The sequence below is a fragment of the Brevibacterium epidermidis NBRC 14811 genome (assembly GCF_001570805.1).
Classification (GTDB): Bacteria; Actinomycetota; Actinomycetes; order Actinomycetales; family Brevibacteriaceae; genus Brevibacterium; species Brevibacterium epidermidis.
This window is the reverse complement of sequence record NZ_BCSJ01000010.1, coordinates 17,687-39,906: the sequence shown is the minus strand read 5'-3', so window position 1 is coordinate 39,906 and position 22,220 is coordinate 17,687. Positions and strand designations below refer to the sequence as shown.

18 protein-coding genes are annotated in these 22,220 nt (G+C 65.2%); 7 read left to right on the top strand and 11 right to left on the bottom strand.

The features are described from left to right. Window positions 1–137: 137 nt before the first annotated feature. The 5 genes from BEP01S_RS07035 to BEP01S_RS07015 form a co-directional block, all read right to left on the bottom strand. The gene (locus BEP01S_RS07035) at window positions 138–1,286 is read right to left on the bottom strand and encodes an acyl-CoA dehydrogenase family protein (protein ID WP_062241786.1); all 1,149 of its coding nucleotides are present in this window, start codon (window positions 1,284–1,286) and stop codon (window positions 138–140) included. 38 nt (window positions 1,287–1,324) lie between these two features. Next, window positions 1,325–1,852, bottom strand: coding sequence for a 5-(carboxyamino)imidazole ribonucleotide mutase (gene purE / locus BEP01S_RS07030; RefSeq protein ID WP_062241783.1), 528 nt, complete (start codon window positions 1,850–1,852; stop codon window positions 1,325–1,327). 84 nt (window positions 1,853–1,936) lie between these two features. After that, a complete protein-coding gene (locus BEP01S_RS07025; protein ID WP_083532608.1) occupies window positions 1,937–3,139 on the bottom strand; it encodes a 5-(carboxyamino)imidazole ribonucleotide synthase in 1,203 nt (400 codons plus the stop codon). 14 nt (window positions 3,140–3,153) lie between these two features. Then, entirely contained in the window at window positions 3,154–4,290 is a 1,137-nt protein-coding gene (locus BEP01S_RS07020; RefSeq protein ID WP_244882140.1) for an alkaline phosphatase family protein, read from the bottom strand. A gap of 53 nt (window positions 4,291–4,343) precedes the next feature. After that, window positions 4,344–4,931, bottom strand: coding sequence for a DUF5998 family protein (locus tag BEP01S_RS07015; RefSeq protein ID WP_039212707.1), 588 nt, complete (start codon window positions 4,929–4,931; stop codon window positions 4,344–4,346). An 80-nt stretch (window positions 4,932–5,011) separates the two neighbouring features. Between BEP01S_RS07015 and BEP01S_RS07010 the strand changes: the two genes are divergently transcribed. The 3 genes from BEP01S_RS07010 (at window position 5,012) to BEP01S_RS07000 (ending at window position 11,427) form a co-directional block, all read left to right on the top strand. Then, window positions 5,012–7,684 carry a bifunctional acetate--CoA ligase family protein/GNAT family N-acetyltransferase gene (locus tag BEP01S_RS07010; RefSeq protein ID WP_062241778.1) on the top strand — a complete coding sequence of 891 codons (2,673 nt, stop codon included), beginning with the start codon at window positions 5,012–5,014 and terminating at the stop codon, window positions 7,682–7,684. A 277-nt stretch (window positions 7,685–7,961) separates the two neighbouring features. Continuing rightward, complete coding sequence (locus BEP01S_RS07005; RefSeq protein ID WP_039212680.1) at window positions 7,962–8,516, top strand: TetR/AcrR family transcriptional regulator; 555 nt, start codon at window positions 7,962–7,964, stop codon at window positions 8,514–8,516. Between the two features lie 148 nt (window positions 8,517–8,664). Beyond that, a complete protein-coding gene (locus BEP01S_RS07000; protein WP_062241776.1) occupies window positions 8,665–11,427 on the top strand; it encodes a DNA gyrase/topoisomerase IV subunit A in 2,763 nt (920 codons plus the stop codon). 124 nt (window positions 11,428–11,551) lie between these two features. Here BEP01S_RS07000 and BEP01S_RS06995 read toward each other — a convergent pair whose 3' ends face one another. Next, window positions 11,552–13,150 carry an adenylate/guanylate cyclase domain-containing protein gene (locus BEP01S_RS06995; protein WP_062241774.1) on the bottom strand — a complete coding sequence of 533 codons (1,599 nt, stop codon included), beginning with the start codon at window positions 13,148–13,150 and terminating at the stop codon, window positions 11,552–11,554. Further along, on the bottom strand, window positions 13,150–14,019 hold the full coding sequence (locus tag BEP01S_RS06990) for a biotin--[acetyl-CoA-carboxylase] ligase (RefSeq protein WP_052240260.1): 870 nt from the start codon (window positions 14,017–14,019) through the stop codon (window positions 13,150–13,152). Before BEP01S_RS06990 ends, BEP01S_RS06995 begins: the two co-directional genes overlap by 1 nt. A gap of 67 nt (window positions 14,020–14,086) precedes the next feature. Here BEP01S_RS06990 and BEP01S_RS06985 point away from each other — a divergent pair, with 67 nt between their 5' ends. Further along, entirely contained in the window at window positions 14,087–15,667 is a 1,581-nt protein-coding gene (locus BEP01S_RS06985) for an acyl-CoA carboxylase subunit beta (RefSeq protein WP_039212684.1), read from the top strand. Beyond that, a complete protein-coding gene (locus BEP01S_RS06980; protein ID WP_039212685.1) occupies window positions 15,664–16,038 on the top strand; it encodes a hypothetical protein in 375 nt (124 codons plus the stop codon). The genes BEP01S_RS06985 and BEP01S_RS06980 overlap by 4 nt, the downstream gene beginning before the upstream one ends. Before the next feature lie 8 nt (window positions 16,039–16,046). Here the strand turns inward: BEP01S_RS06980 and BEP01S_RS06975 are convergent, their stop codons facing one another. The 3 genes from BEP01S_RS06975 to BEP01S_RS06965 form a co-directional block, all read right to left on the bottom strand. Continuing rightward, the gene (locus BEP01S_RS06975) at window positions 16,047–16,742 is read right to left on the bottom strand and encodes a TetR/AcrR family transcriptional regulator (RefSeq protein WP_062241772.1); all 696 of its coding nucleotides are present in this window, start codon (window positions 16,740–16,742) and stop codon (window positions 16,047–16,049) included. 60 nt (window positions 16,743–16,802) lie between these two features. Beyond that, complete coding sequence (locus tag BEP01S_RS06970) at window positions 16,803–17,600, bottom strand: carbon-nitrogen hydrolase family protein (protein ID WP_039212687.1); 798 nt, start codon at window positions 17,598–17,600, stop codon at window positions 16,803–16,805. A 121-nt stretch (window positions 17,601–17,721) separates the two neighbouring features. Continuing rightward, window positions 17,722–18,918: an MFS transporter gene (locus BEP01S_RS06965; protein WP_062241770.1), complete on the bottom strand. Its 1,197-nt coding sequence runs from the start codon at window positions 18,916–18,918 to the stop codon at window positions 17,722–17,724. Window positions 18,919–19,036: 118 nt separating this feature from the next. On the opposite strand from BEP01S_RS06965, the gene BEP01S_RS06960 reads away from it, so the two are divergent. Together BEP01S_RS06960 and BEP01S_RS06955 are read left to right on the top strand one after the other, a co-directional pair. Then, the gene (locus tag BEP01S_RS06960; protein WP_039212689.1) at window positions 19,037–20,710 is read left to right on the top strand and encodes a DUF885 domain-containing protein; all 1,674 of its coding nucleotides are present in this window, start codon (window positions 19,037–19,039) and stop codon (window positions 20,708–20,710) included. Window positions 20,711–20,723: 13 nt separating this feature from the next. Continuing rightward, a complete protein-coding gene (locus BEP01S_RS06955; RefSeq protein ID WP_083532613.1) occupies window positions 20,724–21,494 on the top strand; it encodes a GntR family transcriptional regulator in 771 nt (256 codons plus the stop codon). On the opposite strand, the gene BEP01S_RS06950 is transcribed toward BEP01S_RS06955, so the two are convergent. After that, window positions 21,416–22,210: an aspartate/glutamate racemase family protein gene (locus BEP01S_RS06950; protein WP_039212691.1), complete on the bottom strand. Its 795-nt coding sequence runs from the start codon at window positions 22,208–22,210 to the stop codon at window positions 21,416–21,418. The genes BEP01S_RS06955 and BEP01S_RS06950 overlap by 79 nt on opposite strands. Window positions 22,211–22,220 lie beyond the last annotated feature (10 nt).

Here is a 22,220-nt window from a genome sequence, read left to right as displayed (position 1 = left end):
CATTCGTCGCGTGTGCGATTCTTCACAGGCAGCAGAACGGGCGCCGCAGACCCCGGCTGGGAAGTCTGCAGCGCCCGTTCGACATCGCCCGGATGACCGCCGTGCGCGGTCGCTGAGGCTACTGCTCCGAACTCGGCTCAGGCGAGGAGCTTACGCCCCATCACCATGCGCTGGATCTGGTTGGTGCCTTCGTAGATCTGCGTGATCTTCGCATCGCGCATCATCCGCTCGACCGGGTGGTCGACGACGTAGCCGGCTCCGCCGAGCAGCTGCACGGCGTCCGTGGTGATCTCCATTGCGGCGTCGGAAGCGAAGGCCTTCGCGGCGGCACCGAAGTAGGTGAGATCCTCGTCGCCGCGTTCGCTCTTGGCGGCGGCGGTGTAGGTGAGCTGACGTGCGGCCTCGAGCTTCATGCCCATGTCGGCGAGCATGAACTGGATCGCCTGGTTGTCGGCGATCGACTTGCCGAACTGCTGACGATCCTTGACGTATGCCAGGGCGTAGTCGAGCGCGCCCTGGGCGACGCCGACGGCCTGAGCGGCGATCGTGACTCGGGTGTGGTCGAGGGTGCGCAGGGCGATCTTCAGCCCTTCCCCGGGCTCGCCGACGATGCGATCACCGGGCAGGCGCACATTGTCGAAGAGGAGCTCTCGGGTGGGCGAACCCTTGATGCCGAGCTTGCGCTCCTTCTCACCGAAGGTGAAGCCCTCATCGGACTTCTCGACGACGAAGGCGGAGATGTTGCGTCCGCGTGCTCCGTCGGGATCGGTCACGGCCATCACCGTGTAGTACTCGGACTGTCCGGCGTTCGTGATCCAGGTCTTGACCCCGTTGAGGATCCAGTCGTCGCCGTCGCGTTCGGCGCGGGTCTTCATCGATGCGGTGTCGGATCCGGCTTCGCGCTCGGACAGACCGTAGGAGAAGCCTGCTTCACCGGCGGCCACGGACGGGAAGTACTTCTTCTTGATCTCTTCGCTGCCGCCGAGCTGGACCGGCATGCTGCCGAGCTTGTTCACGGCCGGAATGAGCGAAGACGAGACGCAGCCGCGGGCGACTTCCTCGATGATGATCGCCACGGCCAGCGCATCGGCGCCCATACCCCCGTACTCTTCGGGGATGTGCGCGGCGAAGAAGTCCGTCTCGACGAGGGCGTCATGCGCTTCCTGCGGGTAACGGGAGTCCGCGTCGACCTCGGCTGCGAACGGCGCGATCTTCTTCTCGACGACGTTGCGAACTGCGGCGCGGATCTCTTCGTGCTCTTCGCTGGGCTGGTAGAGGTCGAACATCATTCTCCTAAGACTTATCAAACGTTCAGCAAGAGCTATTATTCCTGCAGTGCCCGACCTTTGTCGAGAGCGACCTGCCGCAGCTGCCCCCGATAATCGTCGAGACGGGACCGCAGAGCCTCGGCTTCGGTCCCCTGACCGGCCCCGAGGATGCGCGCGGCCAACAGGCCCGCGTTCTTGGAGCCGCCGATCGAGACGGTGGCCACGGGAACTCCGCCGGGCATCTGCACGATGGACAGCAGCGAGTCCATTCCGTCGAGGTACTTCAGGGGCACGGGGACGCCGATGACCGGAAGAGAGGTCATCGAGGCGATCATTCCGGGTAGGTGGGCCGCTCCCCCGGCTCCGGCGATGATGACGCGGACGCCGCGATCGGCCGCGGACTTCGCCCAGTCGATCATGTCCTCGGGCATACGGTGGGCGGAGACCACCTCGGCGCTTGATTCGATGCCGAGCTCGTCGAGCGCTTCGGCCGCGGCCTTCATCGTCGGCCAGTCCGAGTCCGAGCCCATGACGATGCCGACCGGAGCCGCCGTCGGAGTGGAGCCTTCATTCGCTGTGGTCATCTGTGCTTCCTTCGCTGCAGGCGGTTCTGTCCCGTCCGTGCGGACGAGTTGCGGGCGGTGACTGAGTGCAGCACGCGCTGGGTCTCAGCGTGTGCCGGGCTCGCCCTCGGCCCGGAGATCCTCGGGAGTGGGCATCTGCGGATGCGGATCGACATCGACACCGGCGATGAAGTCCGCGGCATGCCGTGCACGGGCGAGCACGAGCTGCCGGTCCTCGCCGTAGGCATTGACGTGGCCGACCTTCCGGCCCGGGCGCACGCCTTTGCCGTAGAGGTGGACCTTCACTGCCGGGTCGTGAGCCATGACGTGCAGGTACGGCTGATAGAGGTCGTCATGATCGGCGCCGAGGATGTTCACCATCACGGACACGTCCTCGCGGGCCGCGGGGCTGCCGAGGGGCAGGTCGAGGACCGCGCGGAGGTGCTGTTCGAACTGGCTCGTCACCGCTCCGTCCTGCGTCCAGTGCCCCGTATTGTGCGGTCTCATCGCGAATTCGTTGATGAGGAAGCCCTCGGGAGTCTCGAACATCTCCATCGCCATCACGCCGGTGACCTCGAGGGTGCCGGCGACCGTGAGGATCGCCTCGGTGATGGCCCGCGCCTTCTCCGACGACAGGTCGGGGGCCGGGGCGATCGCCTCCTTGCACACGCCGTTCTGCTGCCAGGTCTCGACGACCGGCCACACCGCGGTCTGTCCCATCCGAGAGCGGCCGACCATGACGGCGAGTTCCCGAGTGAAGTCGACCTTCTCCTCGGCAAGCAGCTGGGGCACCTCGTCCAGCCACTCGACGGCTTGATCGAGGCTGTCGATGACGCCCACGCCCTTGCCGTCGTAGCCTCCGCGAGGAGTCTTGAGGATGAAGGGGTATCCGACGCGAGCGGCGAAGGCCTCGACATCGGCGGCCGAGGTGATCTCGGCCCACGCGGGGTTGGGCAGACCGAGTTCGTCCATCCGCGCGCGCATCCGGATCTTGTCCTGGGCGAAGATGAGGGCGTCAGGGCCGGGGCGCACAGCGTGTCCGGCTTCAACGAGGGCCTGCAGATGCTCCGGCGGGACGTGTTCGTGGTCGAAGGTGATGACATCGACGGTCTCGGCGAAGGCCTTCAGCGTCGGATAGTCCGTATAGTCGCCGACCGTCACCTCATTGATGACCTGTGTGGCGGGGGCGTCAGCGGTCTCCGCGAGAACGGAGAAGCGGACGCCGAGGGCTTCTGCGGCGGGGGCCATCATGCGTGCCAGTTGACCGCCGCCAATGACACCGATTCGAGGAAAAGTCACGTGTGCCATCCTAACGCGGGCAGTCAGACGAGAAGGAGCGGGATCTGCAGTTCCTGCTCCGTGGTGGAACCGTGGTGGCCGATGAGCGCCAACGCCGAGGCGGATTCCACATCCGAATCGACCACGGCGAAGCCATCGGTGCAGATGACGAGGAAATCCCCGATCCGCGGATAGACGTGCGGGGCGACGGGGCCGAAATAGCCGCGGGCGATCGCCTCGGATTTCGGCAGGATGAGCCCGCGGTCGCCGAGCGTCTCCTGCCATGCCGAGAGCACATCCGCCTCGGCGCCGTCAGCGGCGTAGAGATGCAGTGCGCGCGGCTCTCCGCCGACGTGGCGCAGACCGGCCTTGAGCTCGGGGTGGTCAGCAAGATCGAGACGGCGTTCGTGGTCGACGTCGACCATTCCGTGGTCGGCGGTGATGAGCATCGTCGCGTCATGCGGCAGGTCGGAGGCGAGCCGGGACAAGGCGAGGTCGACGCGTTCGAGTTCTTCGGTCCAGGCCGCGGAGTCCGCACCGTGCACATGCCCGGTCTTATCGAGGTTGCCCCAGTAGAGGTAGACGAGCCTGCGACCGGGAGCCTTCGCCTCGGCGAGGGCCTGGGCGCAGCGTTCCTCAAGAGTCTTCGAGTCCCGGAATCTGCCGCCGCGCAGCGATGCCCGGTTGAGCCCGCGTCCGGCGAACTTCTTCTCGCCGAGGCTGACCACATCGATGCCGGCATCCGTGAGGCGCTCGAAGAGCGTCGCATCGGGCACCCAGGCGACGGGGTCGACATCGAGGTTCCACGTCAGCTGATTGAACACCGCATCCTTCTCCGGGTCCAGGACGCGGTAGCCGACCACTCCGTGCGCACCGGGCAGGCGTCCCGTGGCCAGAGAGGACAGAGAGTTCGCCGTTGTCGACGGGAACCCGGCGGACAGTGTTCGGCGCGTCTGGGCCTGTGACCGGAAGAAGGGAGTGTATCCGCTGTAGCGGCGCAGCTGCTGTTCTCCGAGACCGTCGATGAGTACGACGATCGTCGCCCGTGCTTCCCGGTCGAGACCGAGCGCTCGGGCGCGATCGGACATCGGCGCATCAAGAGCGTCGGCGGCACCGAGGCCCAGCGCCGCGGCGGGGACGACGTCCGAGAGCATGGAACCCGCATAGTCAGGGGGTCCCAAGAGCTCAGCGTCGGAATGGGACTGGCGTCCACGCTGTATCGAGTCCTCGCTCATCAGCGACGCGACCGCAGCCGGGCATGGAAGACCGCGGCACGCAGCTTCCCGGCGAAGTCGGCCATCCGGTCGACGGCGGCCTGCCCTTCGGCTTCGGCCGAGACCCGGAGCATGACATCCTCGGCGAAGATCGATCCGCCGTAGCCGTGATCGCCCATGCAGTTGGGATCTCCGCAGGTCTCGGGGAAGGCCTCGATGCGCTTCGACGCGCCCCAGGACATCGTCAGCGAGACCTCGACCGGCTTGTCACCGGGCTTGAAGGCGGCGGGATCGGCGAAGGTGCGACCGACCATCACAGTGCCCAGACGGTCGAGTTCGATGTCCTCGCTGCTCGTGACCGCGCGGGGCTTGGAGCCCGGCTCCGCATTCGGGTCGTCGTCGACGTGGGCCAGCAGCAGCCGAGTCTCGGTGAGGACGAAGGCAGTGACGTGCCGGTGGATGGATTCGATGTCGACATGAGTGTCGATGTGGACGAAGTGGGCCAATACGGGTTCGTCGTAGAGTGAGTCGGCGAGTATGCCTTGAGTGAGCTGGGGATAGTAACCGGCCGACTGCAGATCGTGAACGAGAACCTCGGGTAATGCCATGCCCACCATTGTGCCCCACTCCTCTGACACTTCCCAGCGAGGTGGGCCATATCCGGGCGCCCGACGCATATGCTGGGACCATGGAAAACTATCCTGCCGGGTGGGAAGCCGATGTCGTCCTCCGCGACGGCGGCACCGCCCATCTGCGTCCGATCACCCCTGACGATTCCGCCGCTCTGGCCCGCATGCACGAGGCCCAGTCGCCCGAGTCCGTCTATCTGCGCTTCTTCGCTCCGCTGCCCCGGCTCCCCCAGCGCGACCTCGACCGCTTCGTCAACGTCGACCACCGCGACCGAGTGGCGCTGATCATGCTCATCGGCGATGACATCATCGGCGTCGGCCGCTTCGATCGACTCAACGACACCGAGGCCGAAGTGGCCTTCAACATCGCCGACGCCCACCAGGGTCGCGGGGTCGGCTCAATCCTCCTCGAGCACCTGGCCGCGGCCGCACGCGAGTCGGGAATCCAGCGATTCACCGCCGAGGTGCTCCCCCAGAACCGTTCGATGCTGCAGGTCTTCCAGGCCGCCGGCTACGAGGTCTCCCGCGGTTTCGACGACGGCGTCGTGGCCGTGCAGTTCGACATCGACCCCACGGCACGGTCCATCGAGGTGCAGGCTTCTCGGGAGCACAGGGCCGAGGCCCTGAGCGTGCGCACGGTCCTCCACCCCACCTCGGTGGCGGTGATCGGCGCCAGCCGCAAACGCAACTCCACCGGCCATCTGCTCATCCGCAACATCACGGCCGCGAACTTCGCCGGCGACCTGTGGGTCGTCCACCCCGAAGCCGATCAGATCGCCGGGGTCCAGGCGTATCCGAGCCTCGCCGACCTGCCGGGCAAGGCCGACCTCGCGGTCATCGCCGTTCCGGCCGAATCCGTCACCGAGGTGGTCAAGGACTGCGCCGTGCACGGGGTCAAGGCCGTGCTCGTCATCTCCTCCGGATTCGCCGAGACCGGCCCCGAAGGCGCCGAGCTCCAGCGACGGATGGTCGCGACCTCCCGTGCCTACGGAATGCGCGTGGTCGGGCCGAACTCCTTCGGGCTCGTCAACGAGGCCTCCGACATCTCTCTCAACGCCTCACTGGCCCCGTTCCTCCCCGCCTCGGGAACTCTCGGACTCTTCAGCCAGTCCGGAGCCCTCGGCACCGCACTGCTCGCGGCGGCGAAGAGCCGAGGACTAGGCATCTCCACGTTCGTCTCCGCCGGAAACCGAGCCGACCTCTCCGGCAACGACCTCCTTCAGTACTGGGAGGAGGATCCGGCCACGAAGACCGTCGGCCTCTATCTCGAATCCATCGGCAACCCGCGCAAGTTCTCGCGCATCGCCCGCCGCGTCTCCCGCGTCAAACCCGTCGTCGTCATCAAATCCGACCTCACGGGCCGGGAACTGCCGCCCGGGCATATCGTGCGCACCTCGTCCCTGGCACCGAACACCCTCGACCAGGTGCTCGAACAGGCGGGAGTGATCCGCGCGGACACGATCCACCAGCTCTTCGACCTCGCCCAGGTGTTCTCGACGCAGAAGCTGCCGGCAGGCAGGCGCGTCGGGGTCATCGGCAACTCCGCGGCGATGAGCACACTGCTCATGCAGCGTGCCCGCTCCGAGGGGCTGCGAGTCGACACCGAACCTGTGTCACTGCACCCCGAGGTCGATACGGAGACCTTCCGGATCGAACTCGATGCGATGTATGCCCGCGACGATGTCGATTCGGTCATCGTCACCTTCACCCCGTCGTCCGGTGCGGAGGAGACCGAGATCGCCGGACTGCTGTCAGAATCCGCGGCACGATCCGGAAAGACTACGGTCGCGTGCTTCCTCGGGATCCACGGCGTCCAGGACGAACTGACCACGTACCTCACCGATGATGAAGGCAACCGGGTCTCCCGCACCGTCCCCAGCTACATCGGCCCCGAAGATGCTGTCTGGGCTCTGGCTCGGGCCACGGACTACGCCCGGTGGAGGGCCGCCGATCACGGCCGGTACACCGAGCTCGACGATATCGACGACAAGAAGGTGCGGGCGATCATCGACTCCGCCCTCGAAGGAGCGCAGCCGGGCACCCCCGTCCGGCTCGAACGCAACGACGTCCGAGACCTGCTCAGCGCCTACGGAATCGAAGTGCTGCCCTATATCGCGGCCTCCTCTGTGGAGGAAGGCATCGCCGCGGCTGAGAAGATCGGCTATCCCGTTGCCCTCAAGGCCGTGACGAAGGTGCTGCGGCACCGGATGGAGCTCGGCGGTGTGCGGCTGAATATCGATACTCCCGAGGAGCTGGCCGAGGACTTCGCCGCGATTCAGGAGACCATCCGGCAGCTGGCCGGTGAAGAGGAGCCTCTCGTCGACGTTCAGGCCATGGCACCGCACGGAGTCCCCTGTGTCCTGCGTGCCGGAGAGGACCCGCTGTTGGGCCCGCTGCTGGCGTTCTCCTTGGCGGGAGACACCACGGAGCTCCTCGGAGACGTCGCTCATCGGGTCGCGCCGATCACTGACAAAGAGGCCGGGGACATGATCAAGTCGATCAAGGCGTCACCGAGGCTGTTCGGCTATCGCGGTCTGCCGCCGATGAACATCGAACCGCTGCGCAATGTGTTGGAGAGGCTGGCGGTGCTGGTGGAGAATCACCCGCAGATCCTCGAACTCGTCATCCACCCGATGGTCGCCACGGAGACCGAGTCGCATGTGCTCAGCGCCCACGTCGACCTCCTGCGCGACCCGACTCGGATCGACGGCACCCGTCGCCTGCTGAGCTGAGACGACGCAGAGAAGAGACCCGCCCAGCTGAAAGGAGAATCCACACCCGCCGCAGGCTGTCTTCGAATTTCACTGCCCGGGCGCCATAATGGCGCGTCCTATACCAATTCGCAGACTTGACGGGTAGTGTCTGTATCCGTTCACCACGAAATGTTATGAATTCGTGTTTTAATGAGTGGCCGCTTCGGCGGCCACTTTCTGTGGCCAGTCACTGGCCATCCACCGTCCCAGGCGTCCGTGAACAGCGGGTGTCCCATGAGAGCGAGGCCTCACAGTCATGATTTCGCGCAGAGACGTCGTCACCGACTCCGCGATCGCCGTAGTCGCCGAACAAGGAGTCCGTGGACTCACCCACAGGGCAGTCGATGCACTGGCCGAACTCCCGGTGGGGTCGACATCGAATGTCTACCGCACCCGCGATGCCCTGATCACTGGAATCATGGAGCGCATCGGCGAGTTGAACTCCCAGCAGCTCGAACGCCTGCCGGAGCTCGTGCGGGCTCCGGATGCCGATGCCATCGAAGTCGCCATCGACTTCTGCATGAACTGGCTGACCACGGACCGCAACCGGTTCTACACGATGATGATGCTCAGCCTGGATCCGGCGCTGCCGCCCGAGGCCGTGATCGCCAAGGAGAAGAACCTCCGCGCGATCAAGGAATTCATCATGCGCTTCGCCGGCATCGACGCCGAATTTGCGGAGAAGGTCAACAGCTCGGTTGCGGGCATGATGTTCAGCGAACTCGTCGCCGGCACGGCAGATCGCTCAAATGTCGAGTCGTACCTCAAGGCGTTCTTCAAGTGGCTGCGCGGCAGCCGCGAAGGGGCCTGAACTCCGACACGGACCCTCCGGGAACACTCGATTGAGCCGGAGAGCGCAAATCGAACGCTAGAATCGACGGGTGCCCTCCCCCACTGAGGTCAAGGCTTCGGCGCGGGCGGGTGTTCGAATCGAACAGTTCGTGCGTCAAAGGAGTTCCATGCCCGAAGGCAGAGTCATCGATGTCGACGTCTCTTCAGAGATGGAGAGTTCGTTCCTCGAATACGCGGTCTCGGTCATCCACTCCCGCGCCCTGCCTGATGCCAGGGACGGTCTCAAACCCGTCCAGCGTCGCATCGTCTACCAGATGGGTGACATGGGGCTGCGGCCCGAGCGCGGTCATGTGAAGTCCTCGCGCATCGTCGGCGATGTCATGGGCAAGCTGCACCCGCACGGCGACTCCGCGATCTACGACGCACTGGTGCGTCTGAGCCAGAGCTTCATCATGCGTGTGCCCCTGGTCGACGGCCACGGCAACTTCGGCTCCCTCGATGACGGCCCTGCTGCCCCTCGCTATACCGAGGCTCGGCTGACGACAGCGTCGATGCACATGATCGCGGGCCTCGACGAAGACGTCGTCGACTTCGTGCCGAACTACGACAACACTCTGACCCAGCCAGAGGTCCTGCCCAGCGCGTTCCCGAACCTGCTCATCAACGGCGCCTCCGGTATCGCCGTGGGTATGGCCACGAACATGGCCCCGCACAATCCCGGCGAGGTCATCGCCGCCTGCGCCCACCTCATCCGCAATCCCGAAGCCGGACTCTCGGAGCTCATGCGCTTCATCCCCGGGCCCGATCTGCCCACCGGCGGGCGGATCATCGGCCTCGACGGAGTGCGCGAGGCTTACGAGACCGGTCGCGGCACGTTCCGCACCCGCGCCACCGTGTCCGTCGAGAACATCAGTGCCCGCCGCAAGGGAATCGTCGTCACCGAACTGCCCTACCTCGTGGGGCCGGAGAAAGTTGTGTCCAAGGTCAAGGACGCGGTCGGTGCGAAGAAGCTGTCCGGAATCGCCTCGATCGATGACTATTCGGATCGCAAGAACGGAATGCGTCTGGTCATCGGCATCAAGAACGGCTTCAACCCCGAAGCGGTGCTCGCCGAGCTCTACCGCCAGACTCCGCTCGAGGAGTCCTTCAGCATCAACAACGTCTGCCTCGTCGACGGGCAGCCGCGGACCCTGGGGCTGCGCGAGCTGCTCATGGTCTACCTCTCCCACCGCATCGACGTGGTGCGCCGGCGCACGATCTTCCAGCTGCGCAAGGCCAAGGATCGGCTCCACCTCGTCGAAGGTCTGCTCATTGCGATCCTCGACATCGATGAGGTCATCCAGCTCATCCGCTCCTCGGATGATGCGGCCACGGCACGCACCCGCCTCATGGACGTCTTCGAGCTCTCCGAGCTGCAGGCGACCTACATCCTCGATCTGCAGCTGCGTCGGCTCACGAAGTTCTCCCGCCTCGAGCTCGAGGCCGAGCGCGACGAGTTGAAGAAGAAGATCGACTACCTCGAATCGCTGCTGGCCGATGAGGCGAAGCTGCGTGAGCTCGTCGCCACCGAACTCGAGTCCACGGCCGAGATCATCGGCTCACCGCGACGCACCGTCCTCATCGAAGGCTCGATGAAGGAACTGAGCGCCAAGGGCAAGAAGGCCCCGGCGAACCTCAAGATCGCCGACTCCCCCTGCCGAGTCCTGCTGTCGACGTCGGGACGCATTGCGCGCACCTCCGATGCCGCTCCCCTGGCACGCGAGGGCCGACGCTCCAGCCACGACGCGCTTGTCTCGGAGATCGTCACCACCACTCAGGGCAAGGTCGGTGCCATCACCACGACCGGTCGCCTGCACATGGTCGACGTCGTCGATCTGCCCGCCCTGCCGCCGGCTGCGGCACGGCCCAATGTCGCCGGCGGAGTGAAGATCGCCGAATACGCGGCTCTGGAGAAGAACGAGAAGATCATCGGCCTGGTCGACCTCGACCGCGAATTCGTCCTCGGCACCGCCGGAGGCGTCGTCAAGAGAGTGTCCGTGGCCGGTCGACCGAATAAGAACGAATGGGAAGCCATCACCCTCAAGGGCAAGGACTCCGTCGTCGGCGTCGCTCAGCCCGAGGACATCGACGATTCTCTCTCCGTGTTCGTGACCTCGAATGCCCAGCTGCTCGCCTTCGACGCTTCCGGTCTGCGCGCACAGGGGTGGACCGCCTCCGGTGTGGCCGGAATCAAGGTCGCCGCCGACGCGAAGGTGATCTTCTTCGGAATGACCCCGAAGGCCGCGAAGACCGACGAGGACGGTGCCGCGGATGCCGAGCTCGGCAGCTTCGCGGTCGTCACGATCGCCAGCGGTGAGAACTTCTACGGTGCACCGTCGTCCTCGATCAAGGTCAGCGAGTTCTCCGAGTTCCCGACCAAGGGCCGAGCCACCTCGGGGGTCCGTGCCCACAAGTTCCTCAAGGGCGAGACCGAACTGTCGCTGGCCTGGGTCGGCGATTCTCCGCAGGCCGCCGCTTCCGCAGGCGGTGCACGCACGCTCCCGGCCGAACTGTCCCGTCGCGACGGGACGGGATCGCCGCTGGAGTCGAAGATCGATGTCATCGGAACTCTGCCCCGCCTCGGCGGCGCCGAATCCGCTGATCATTCCCCAGCGGCCGACGATGGCTCTGCCGATGGTTCTGCCGACGCCGAGGCGACCGCGGATTCCGCGACCGACTCCGCAGCGAAGACGGCGAAGTCCGGGACGAAACGATCAGCCGGGAAGGCAGGGCGCGGACAACAAGGGCTTGCGACGAGTCTCGATGAACTCGATCTCGACCTCGATGAAGCCAAGGATGAGATCGCGCGGTCGAAGTTCGACACCGAAGGTGCCGTCATAGTCTCCCACGACGATGATGACGACGGAGACGACGACTCCGCGCTGTTCTGACCTTTTGGGTCCTATCCGGACGACCAGCAGGCTCCGGTCGAAGAGACCGACCAGCAGTTCGTTTCAACAATTGAGCCCAGCACCTCGGTGCTGGGCTCAGCTGTCTATCGCCGGCGCTGTCAGGTCAGTGGTCCGAGTTCTCGGGTTCATCGTCGAGGTCGAGGCGCATCTGGGCCGCGGTGCCGCGTTTCATCTCACCGATAGAGGTCTCACCGAGTCCGTGCAGCGAAATCGAATCGCGGGGTTCGAAGACGTAGTCGTCCGAGGCCGAGAGCACTCGTGCGGTCTCCTCGTCGGTGAAGATCGTTCCGGGATCCGCCACGGCCGTCAGGCGTGCGGCGAGGTTGACACTGGAGCCGAAGATATCGCCGAGGCGGGAGAGTACCCGGCCCCAAACGAAGCCGACTCGTGCTTGGGGCAGGTCTTCGGCCGCGGTGACGCGCTCCATCAGAGTCATGGCGATCTCGGCTCCGGCCAGTGGAGTCGAGGCGGCGAAGAACACTTCGTCGCCGACGGTCTTGATGACCCGTCCGCCGCCGGTGGCGACGATATTGTAGGCCATGCCCTGGAATTCCTGAACCATGTCCGCCAGCTGCCTGGGCTCCATCTTCTGTGACAGTCGGGTGAAGGAGACGAGGTCGATGAATCCGACGGCGCGGGCCAACGGCATCGACGAGTCGTACCAGCCCTGCCGGTTGTCCATGGCCAGTCCGTCGGAGACGTTGACGTTGAGTCGACCCATGACGTCGGCGAGGTTGCGTCGCCAGGAGTAGGTGAGCATCTTCTGCAGCGGGTCGATCATCTCTTCGACGACGGCCAGGGCGTCCCGGCGTGCTTCCGGATCGGTCAGCCCCTTCTCTTCGGAGAGGAACTCGACGAGGGTCTCCATCTGCCAGACGACGAGACGGTCCGTCGTCTGTCCGATCGCCCGCGCCAGAGACAGTGCGGTGGTCTGGTCGATGAGTCCGTCGGCGACGGGTTTGGCCCAGATCCGCAGGGCATGAGCATCGCTGACGGTGTAGGCTTTGTCCGTCGGCTTCGCCTGCGACATTCCGAGGGCACGCCACATCTTCCGCGCCGAGACCGTGGAGATTCCGCCGAGTTTCGCTGCCTCCCTACGGTCGAGGACGCGTTTGCCGTCGAGCAGGATCTCTTCGAGTCGTTCGGCCGCGGTGCGGGTCTCATAGATCGTGTCGTCGAAGTCGGGGCCATCGTCATCGAAAGCATCGTCGACCTCGTCTTCGTCGATGATCGGCAACGCCGTGGTGCGCGGGTCCTCACGCAGCCCGCTGAAGAAGTCCTCGTCGACGTCGACTCCCGGTTCCGCGTCGGCAGAACCCGCGTCCGCTGAGGCTTCGCGCTCGGAGGCTGCGTTCTTTGAGGCTGTGTCAGGACCGGCCGTCACTTCGTCGGCGAGTTCTGCGCCGACCTCTCCTGCCTGAGGAGCGGATCCGGTCAGGCTGCCGACGGGTTCGTCGTCGCCTCCGGCCCCGTCGAACAGCTCGTTCGCATTCGACTCGGCGTCCTCGTCAGCGAGGGTGTCCGCGGAACGAACGTCCGCCTCGGCGCGGGACGAGGTCCCACCGTCCTCCTGTGGAGTCGACCTCGTCGCATGATCGGAATCGGACGGATTCTCTGACACGGGCTGAGATCCGACCTCGGGTGTGCCCAGCTTGTCCGGTTCGACGATGTCGAATCCGGCGGTAAAGTCCGAAACCGCCATCAGCGATCGCTCCTCTCCGGAGCTGTCGGTGATGCGGCAGGACGCAGATGATGGACGTCTCCGGCGCTCAGCGACACCCGGTCGTCGATGATGAGGTCGGCTCCGGAGTCCAGCCCCGTGGCGGTGCCGATGATGTCGGTGCCATCGGGCTTCTCCACACGAACCCTGGACCCGAGCGTCACCATATGATCACGCACTCTCTGCGCCGTGCGGCTGTCGCGGAAATCCTCATCTCCATACTCGACCAGCTCTCTGTAGCAAGGGATCAATGTGCTCAGAATCGACACTAGCAACGCTTCATGATCAATTTCTGAACCGTCGACTCCGGTTTCGATCGCCAGGGAACTCGCGTCCTCTCGCGGCAGATCCGCGGGCTCCAACCGAGTGTTCAGCCCCATCCCCAACACGATCTTCGGGCCGCTGGACAGGGGTTCGACACGCGCGAGGATTCCGCACAGCTTCTTTCCTTCAACGGTGAGCACATCGTTGGGCCACTTGATCGCAGCGGTCACCCCCGCCTCGGCGACGGCGGAATGCACGGCTTCACCGGCGATGAGCGGGATCCATCCCCACTGGGAGAATCCGGCCGGGGGTGTGAGCAGGATCGACCAGGTCAGCGACCGGCGGGCCGGCACCGTCCAGGTTCGGCCCAGACGGCCATGTCCGGCGTTTTGGAAATCAGTGCCGCGAACGGTGAATTCGGGCACGGGTGAACCGGCGGCGCCCTCCCGGACCAACTGCGCGAGTTCGTCATTCGTCGACGTGCACGTATCGTCCCAGATCAGCGGTGGGAGCGTGAGTCCTCGGTCCGCAGCGGTGCGGCGCACTGAGTCGACGTCGACGAGAAGAGAATTGTGTTGGCTGTTCACCAGTCCACTCTAGATTCTTTTGGTGAGAGTGCACAACGAAGTCTCACGTCATCGTTATTGTGGAGGCATGACGGATACTCCACGGACCACAGCCGAGCGCATCGACGCTTTCACCCAGCGCAGAGAAGCCGCCCACACGGGCAATCAGCGCTCGGTGGACAACCAGCACAAGCGCGGCAAGCAGACCGCCCGTGAACGCATCGCGGCTCTCCTCGACACCGACTCCTTCCAGGAGATCGACGAATTCGCCCGCCACCACAATCACCAGTTCGGGATGCAGGACAACCGCCCCGACGGTGACGGAGTTGTCTGCGGCCTGGGAACTATCGAAGGCAAGACCGTCGCGGTCTTCGCCCACGACTTCACCGTCCTCGGCGGATCCCTGGCCGAAGCGAACGGACGCAAGATCGTCAAGGTGCAGAAGCTCGCGCTCAAGCTCGGCTGCCCGATCATCGGCATCAACGACTCCGGCGGCGCCCGCATCCAGGAAGGTGTGGGATCGATTGCGCTCTTCGCAGAGATCTTCCGCCTCAATGTCGCCTCGTCCGGCGTGATCCCGCAGATCTCGCTGATCATGGGCCCCTCGGCCGGCGGCGCCGTGTACTCCCCCGCTCTGACCGACGTCACCGTCATGGTCGACCAGATCAGCCACATGTACATCACCGGTCCCGACGTCATCAAGACCGTCACCGGCGAATCTGTCGGCCATGAGGAGCTCGGCGGCGGACGGACGAACAACACCGTGTCCGGAAACGCCCACTACTTGGCCTCCGACGAGGACGATGCGCTCAACTATGTACGCGATCTGCTCTCATTCCTGCCGCAGAACAACCTCGACCCGGCCGATTCCGACGAGTTCGAGTCCGACCTGTCGCTGACGCCCGAGGACGAGGCACTGGATACGCTCATGCCGGATTCGCCTGCGCAGCCCTACGACATCCTCGACGTCATCACCACAATCCTCGACGACGGCGAATTCCTGCAGGTCTCGGAACTCTTCGCCCCGAACGTCGTCACCGGCTTCGGCCGCGTCGAGGGCGTCAGCGTCGGCATCATCGCCAACCAGCCCATGCAGCTGGCCGGCACGCTCGACATCGATGCTTCGGAGAAGGCCGCGCGCTTCGTGCGCCTCTGCGATGCCTTCAACCTGCCGATCCTCACCTTCGTCGATGTGCCCGGGTTCCTGCCGGGCACCGATCAGGAGTACGGCGGCATCATCCGCCGTGGCGCCAAGCTCATCTACGCCTACGGTGAGGCCACCGTTCCGCTCGTCACCCTCATCACCCGCAAGGCCTACGGCGGCGCGTACTGCGTGATGGGCTCGAAGCAGCTCGGTGCCGATATCAACCTCGCCTGGCCGAGCGCGCAGATCGCGGTCATGGGCGCCCAGGGTGCGGCGAACATCGTCTACCGCCGCAAGCTCAAGGCCGTCGAAGAGGCCGGAGAGGACGTCGAGGCCGCACGTGCCGAACTCATCCAGGACTACGAGGATGCGCTGCTCAACCCGTATCTGGCTGCTGAGGAAGGCTACATCGACGCCGTCATCAAGCCGAGCGAGACCCGCAGCCGGATCGTGCGCTCCCTGCGTGCGCTGAAGAACAAGCACGTCGACGCTCCCGCGCGCAAGCACGGTAACATCCCCCTATGAGTGATGATCTGCAGACCGACGCCGAGGCGAACCTGCCCGGCGAAGTCGACGCCGAGGTGACCGTCCCCGGTGAGGATTCCCCCACCGAGGCGGCCCCGACCTCGGACGAGGCGCTGCGGGTGCCGTCGGTGGAGGGTCGGTCACAGGTGCGCGCCGATGACGGCGAACCGATCAGTGACGAGATGGCCAGCGCGGCGGCTGTGGCCGCGGTCGTGGCGATCCGTCAGGTGGCGATCGCCTACGCGGCCCAGCAGGCCAGTGCGGAGGCCGAGTCCGAGACCCGCAAGGGCGATCGGGCCGGCTTCCGGGCTCCGCGCCGCAATGTGCGCAAACGTCTCCCCCAGACCTGGGACCAGCACCTGGGTCGGTGACCTGAGTTCTAGTCGGTCTCTTCGCGGAAGAGTGCGCGCAGTTCGTCGAACAGCATGTCGATCACGGGGCCCGGATCACCGTCGATGCGACGCATCCGCGTGAACGTCGCCTTGAGCACCATCATCGCCAGGGCGGCGACGGCTTCAGCACGCGGAGAGACTTCGACGTCGTCGTCGGCACCGTCATCTGAGTGAGTCCCCAGGACATCCACCGGCGCCGAGGCGGTCCCGTCGAGTCGCCGTTGGATGATCTGCCGGAAAAGCCGTTCGTTGTTACCCATCCGCGCCATCTGCAGCGGAATCAGCGTTGGATCCTGCTTGAGCATGAGGTGGTATTGGTGCATGTCGTCGCGTTTCTTCAGCCGAGTGGCGACGATGAATGCGAGCAGATGTTCGAGGTCGGCGACGAGGCGTCCGTGAGGTCCCCCGGCTTCGAACTCCTCGATGGCAGGCTGGTCCTCTTCGTCGAAGACTGTGTCCGCGCGGCCGAGCAGCGCCTCTTCCTTCGATGAGTAGTAGTTGAAGAACGTGCGTCTGGAGACTCCGCAGCGCTCACAGATGTCTTCGACGGTGACGTTGTGGTAGCCCTTCTCCAGGGCCAGGTCGATGGCGGCACGGCGCAGAGCCTGCCCGCGCTCACGCTTCTTGCGTTCGCGCAGTCCCTCGACCGGCGGCGACGCTTGGACCTCTGAACTGGAACTCATGGGAACAGTATTGCAGTCAGTGCTTTTTCATCGGAAATGCGCTGAGCATTCGACCCGAGGTCAGTACCCGAGTTTGGCATTCGTGAGCACCGGGACCGTCTCTGCCGCGGTGTCGGCCGCACTGAGATCGAGCTCGACGATCTCGAGTCGTTCGGCACCGTCGAGTGAGTTCAGCACCTTCCCGAGCGGGTCGGAGACCAGACTGTGCCCGACCCCGGTCGGTCCCTTCTTCGGGACAGCAACCCCGGTCACTTCGGGATCGGCTTGGCCGAGGGCGGCGATGAACATATTCGAGTCCAGGGCCCGGGCACGGGCGAGGATCTCCCACTGTTCGGCCTTGCGCGGTCCCGCACCCCATGAGGCCGCCACAACGGTCAGTCGTGCGCCTCGGCGACTGAGTTCGGCGAAGAGCTTCGGGAACCGGATGTCATAGCACAGGGCCAGTCCGATGTCCTCGCCGTCGACGGTGAAGAGCACCGGCTCCTCCCCTGCTTCAACGGTGTCGGACTCCTTGAAGCCGAACGCATCGTAGAGGTGGATCTTCGCATAGTCGCTGCGCTCACCGGAGGGAGAATAGACGGCGAGGAGGTTGATGACCTTATCCGCTGTGGTCGCGAATTCGCCGACGACGACGGTGATTCCGGTTTCGACGGCCAGCTCACTCAGCGCGCTCCGCCACGACTCCATGTGCTCTTCGGCGATTGTGCGCAGTCCGGATCCGAACGCCGACATCGTGGCTTCGGGGAAGACGACGAACCGGGCGCCTGCCTCGGCGGCGTCACGGGTATAGGTGCGCACCTTTTCGAGGTTGTCGGCCACCTCGGTGGTGGTGTTGATCTGAGCGAGCGCGAACTTCATTCTCATCCTCCGGTCGTTTCCCTCAAGGCTATCGCGACCACCCCTCCCCGTTACTACCTGACGGCGGCTCAGCAACCTGGCGCGAGGTTGCTGAGCCGCCGTCAGGTAGCAATAAGGGGTGTCAGGTGAGGTATTCGGTGCCGGGGCGGCCGCCTCGACGACGTCCGTGCACCCAGATGTAGACGCCGATGGCGACCACGACGAGGCCGGCGCAGACGAGGAACATTCCGTTTCCGCCGGTGAACGGGTAGAGGAAGCCGAGGACGACCGGGCCGATTCCGGAGCCTGCGTCGAGGAGGAGGAAGAACGACGCCGTGGCCACGGGGACTCGGCTCATCGGCACGGACTTGACGGTGATGGCCTGCATGCACGGCATGAGGGAGCCGAATCCAAAGCCGATGAGCACCCCGGCCAGGACGATCCCCGTCATCGTCGGCCACAGCGCCAGCAGGACATTGCCGACGATATCGGCGACGAAGACAGGGAAGATCACCGCATTGTCACCGAAGGTGTCCTGCAGCCTGCCGACGAACAGACGGGCGAACAGCGACGCCACGGCGAACGCCACAAAGAACAGGGACGCAGCGGAGGCGACACCGTGTTCGGCCGCGTAGCCGGCGAGGAACACCAGTGCCGCGGCGTAGGCGGTGCCGGCCAGCAGCATGACCGAGCCGATCCGCAGCCCGTCTCGGTCGACGAGGGTGCCGATCTTGAGATGCCATTTCGTCCGCCGCTGATAGTCGCTGATCTCCTGCACCGGCAGGCAAATGAGGAAACAGCAGATGAGCGCGAGGACGGACATGAACGCCGAGGCGAAGAAGAGCATGAAATAGTCGAACTCACGGGGCAGGATGACCCCCAGATACGGTCCGAGTGCCGTCGACAGGGTTGTCGCAGTCCCGAAGTATCCGGTGCCCTCTCCCCTTCGAGAGGCGGGGATGATGCTTTGGATGGCCGTCATGATCGCCGTGTTCCCGGCGCCGAAGGCGATTCCGTGGACGATGCGCAGCGTCAGCAGCAGGGTGAGATCGGCGGCGAAGATATAGGCCAAGGAGGCGAGCACGGAGATCGCCATGGTGATGATGAGCAGCTTCCGGCGACCGATGAAGTCGAGGTACTTGCCAGTGAGCACGCGAGCGACGACGGCACCGACGACGAACGATGAGGAGGCGAAGCCGGCGGCGGCCTCACCGGCGGAGAACCGTGCCACCGCATATCCGGCCATCGAGGTCATGAGCAGGTAGAAGACCATCGACATCGTCAGGTTGAGTCCGATTCCGACGATGAAGTCCTTCGTCCACAGCTTCGCTCGTGCCACGGGAGATCGGTCTCTCTTTCTGCTGCCTGCGGGGAACAGTGACACATTAGCGGGTTCGCCGCGAATGCGTGGGCTGGTCCACCGCGGATGTGACTCAGCTCGCGATAGGGTGGTTCTCATGACTGAGAAGAGAACCCCCACCGCCGTCGATGCGGTCGCTGAAGACTACGTCGATGACATGCTCGCCCTCTCCCCCTCTCTCGCCCTCTACCTCGGACTCGACGGTGCCAAGGGCTTCGACGATTTCTCGCCGGCCGGACTCTCCGCGGTCAACGATGTCACCGTCCGGACCCTGGCCCGCCTCGATGAGGTCGCGGACGAATCCGACCTCGACGACGTCGATCTCGTGACCATCGATGCGATGCGTGATCGCCTCGGAGTCGACCGCGACTACTTCGCCGCCGGGATCAAGCACGCCAGCCTCAACGTCATCGAGTCCCCGCTGCAGCAGGTCCGCGATGCCTTCGATCTCATGCCCACGGAGACGACGGCCGATTGGGAGACGATTTCGACGACTCTTGCCGCTGTGCCCGGTTCGCTGGCCGGCTACCAGGAGTCTCTGGCGATGGCGCGCGACAACGGTCGCGTCGCCGCCCGCATCCAGGTCGAGAAGGTCATCGAACAGGCCCGTGCCCTGGCCGAACCCGGCAGCAACTTCGATCGCCTCGTCGCCGGCGCAGACGTCCCCGACGCCCTGCGCTCGGATCTCGACACCCACGCCGAGGCGGCTCGCAAGTCCGCAGGCAGACTGGCCGATTTCCTCGGCGAGGAGGTGCTGCCTGCCGCCGGAGACGACGAAGCCTGCGGTCGCGAAGCCTATGCACTGTATTCCCGGGACTTCCTCGGCGCCGAGGTCGACTTCGACGAAACCTATGCCTGGGGTCTCGAAGAACTCGAACGCATCGACGCCGAACAGCGCGAAGTGGCGGCGAAGATCATGCCCGGTGCCGATCTGTTCGAGGTCATGGACGCGCTGAACAACGACCCGAAGCGCACCCTGCACGGCAGCGAGGCGCTGCGGAACTGGATGCAGGGAGTGGCCGATGAGGCGATCCGCGAACTCGGCAAGTCCCATTTCGACATTCCCGAACCCGTGCGCACGATCGAGTGCATGATCGCACCGTCTGCCACCGGCGGCATCTACTACACGGGCCCGACCGATGACTTCTCCCGCCCTGGCCGCATGTGGTGGTCGGTACCTGAAGGCGTCACGGACTTCGCCACTTGGCAGGAGAAGACCACCGTCTACCACGAGGGCGTCCCCGGCCATCATCTGCAGATCGGTCAGGCCACGTACGTCTCCGAGACTCTCAACCGCTGGCGCCGCCTTATGTGCTGGGTGTCCGGCCACGGTGAGGGCTGGGCGCTGTACGCGGAGAAGCTCATGGCCGACCTCGGATTCCTCGACGACCCCGGCGACTATCTGGGCATGCTTGACTCACAGCGTCTGCGGGCCGCCCGCGTCGTCCTCGACATCGGCTTCCACCTGGGCCTCGAGGCTCCGGCGAGCCTCGGCGGAGGGACCTGGAACCGGGAGAAGGCCTGGCAGTTCCTCACCGACAATGTCGCCATGGACCGGTCGTTCCTGGCCTTCGAACTCGACCGGTACCTCGGCTGGCCCGGACAGGCACCGAGTTACAAGATCGGTCAGCGTCTGTGGGAGCAGTTCCGTGACGAGGCGAAGGCGACGGCCGGAGCCGATTTCGATCTCAAGGACTTCCACACCCGGGCACTCGGCCTCGGCTCGGTCGGGCTCGACACCCTGGGCCGCGCTATGAAGCGCTCACAGTGAGATGAAGGACGGGATGAAGTCAGCTGACAGCCCCCAGTCGGAGACCATGCGGGTCACCGAGGCGCTGCGCAATGAGATCATCGAAGGCCACCGTCGGCCCGGTTCGCGGCTCGTCGAACGCAACCTCGCCACCGAGCTCGGAGTCTCCAGAGTCCCCATCCGCGAGGCTTTGAAGAAGCTGGCCTCGGAAGGTCTGGTGACGAACCGGCCCAACACCTGGTCGACGGTCAGGGAGTTCTCCCCCAGTGATATCGCCGACCTCAACGAGGTGCGCACGGTCTTCGACGTCCTCTCCTTCGAACTCGCCGCTCAGCGCCATACCCGGGAGGGGCTGGCTCGACTGGAGGCCACAATGCTTCGAGGTCGCGAACTCGCCGACGCGGGCGACGTCGCCGGGGCTCATCGCTGTGCCGCGGAATTCCATGCCATCGTCACCGAGCTCTCGGGCAATGAACTCCTCGGTGAGATCGGTGCCCTGTTGGACTCACGGATGCGCTGGCAGCTGAGTCAGCACGATGACCTCGCGGTCGTCGCGACCGAGCATGCCGAGCTCTTCGACGCAATCGCCCGCCGGGACCAGGCGCTGGCAGGGTCTCTGGCCGGCCGTCATCTGGGGACTAGCCAGGAGCAGCACGACAAGCATTCGAAGCGTTTGGCCGAAGCCGGAACCGAGGGAACTCAGGAGGCTCAGGTAGCTCAGGAGCCTCAGGCGGAACCTGCCGCAGCCGATCCTGCCGCAGACGGCGTCGGGCCCGCTGCAGAGGATTCGGTCGGCACCGACTGACCCAGCGGCCAGCCGCTGAGTTTCTTCTCTCGGGCCGGAGCATAGGTGCGCACCTTCGAGGTGCTCAGCCCCAGTCCGACGAGGGATTCGGCCAAACGCACGGCGGCCGCGACCCCGTCGACGACGGGAACGGAAGCGCGCCTCGTGATCGTCTCCCCGAGCTCTGCCATCCCACCGCAGCCCAGAACGATGACCTCTGCACGGTCACGCTCGACCGCCTCGGCGGCCTGATCGGTGATCGCTTCGATCGCGCCCTGCGGGTTCTCCTCGAGTTCGAGCACGGCCATCCCCGATGCCCGGACGGACACGCAGTGGGAGTCGAGACCGGCCAGCAGCAGCCGATCTTCGATGAGCGGAACTGTTCGGTCGAGTGTGGTGACGACGGAATAGCGGCGGCCGAGGAACATTGCCAAGGCTGCCCCCGCCTCGGTGATGTCGATGACGGGCACGTCCAGCAGCTCCTGCAGACCTTCGCGGCCGTGTTCGCCGTACCCTGCCTGGATGACGGCATCGAATTCGCCGGGATACTTCAGCACCGCGTCCATGACGCCGAGCGCTGCGAGGTGGCTTTCGACGTTGCCTTCGCAGGATTCGGCTCCGAATTCAGGGGTCAGACCGATGATCTCGGTTCCCGCCGAGGCGGCCTGCCGTGCCACTCGGGCGATGCCCTCGGTCATGGACTCGGTCGTGTTGACGTTGACGACGAGGATTCTCAAGGTTGGGCTC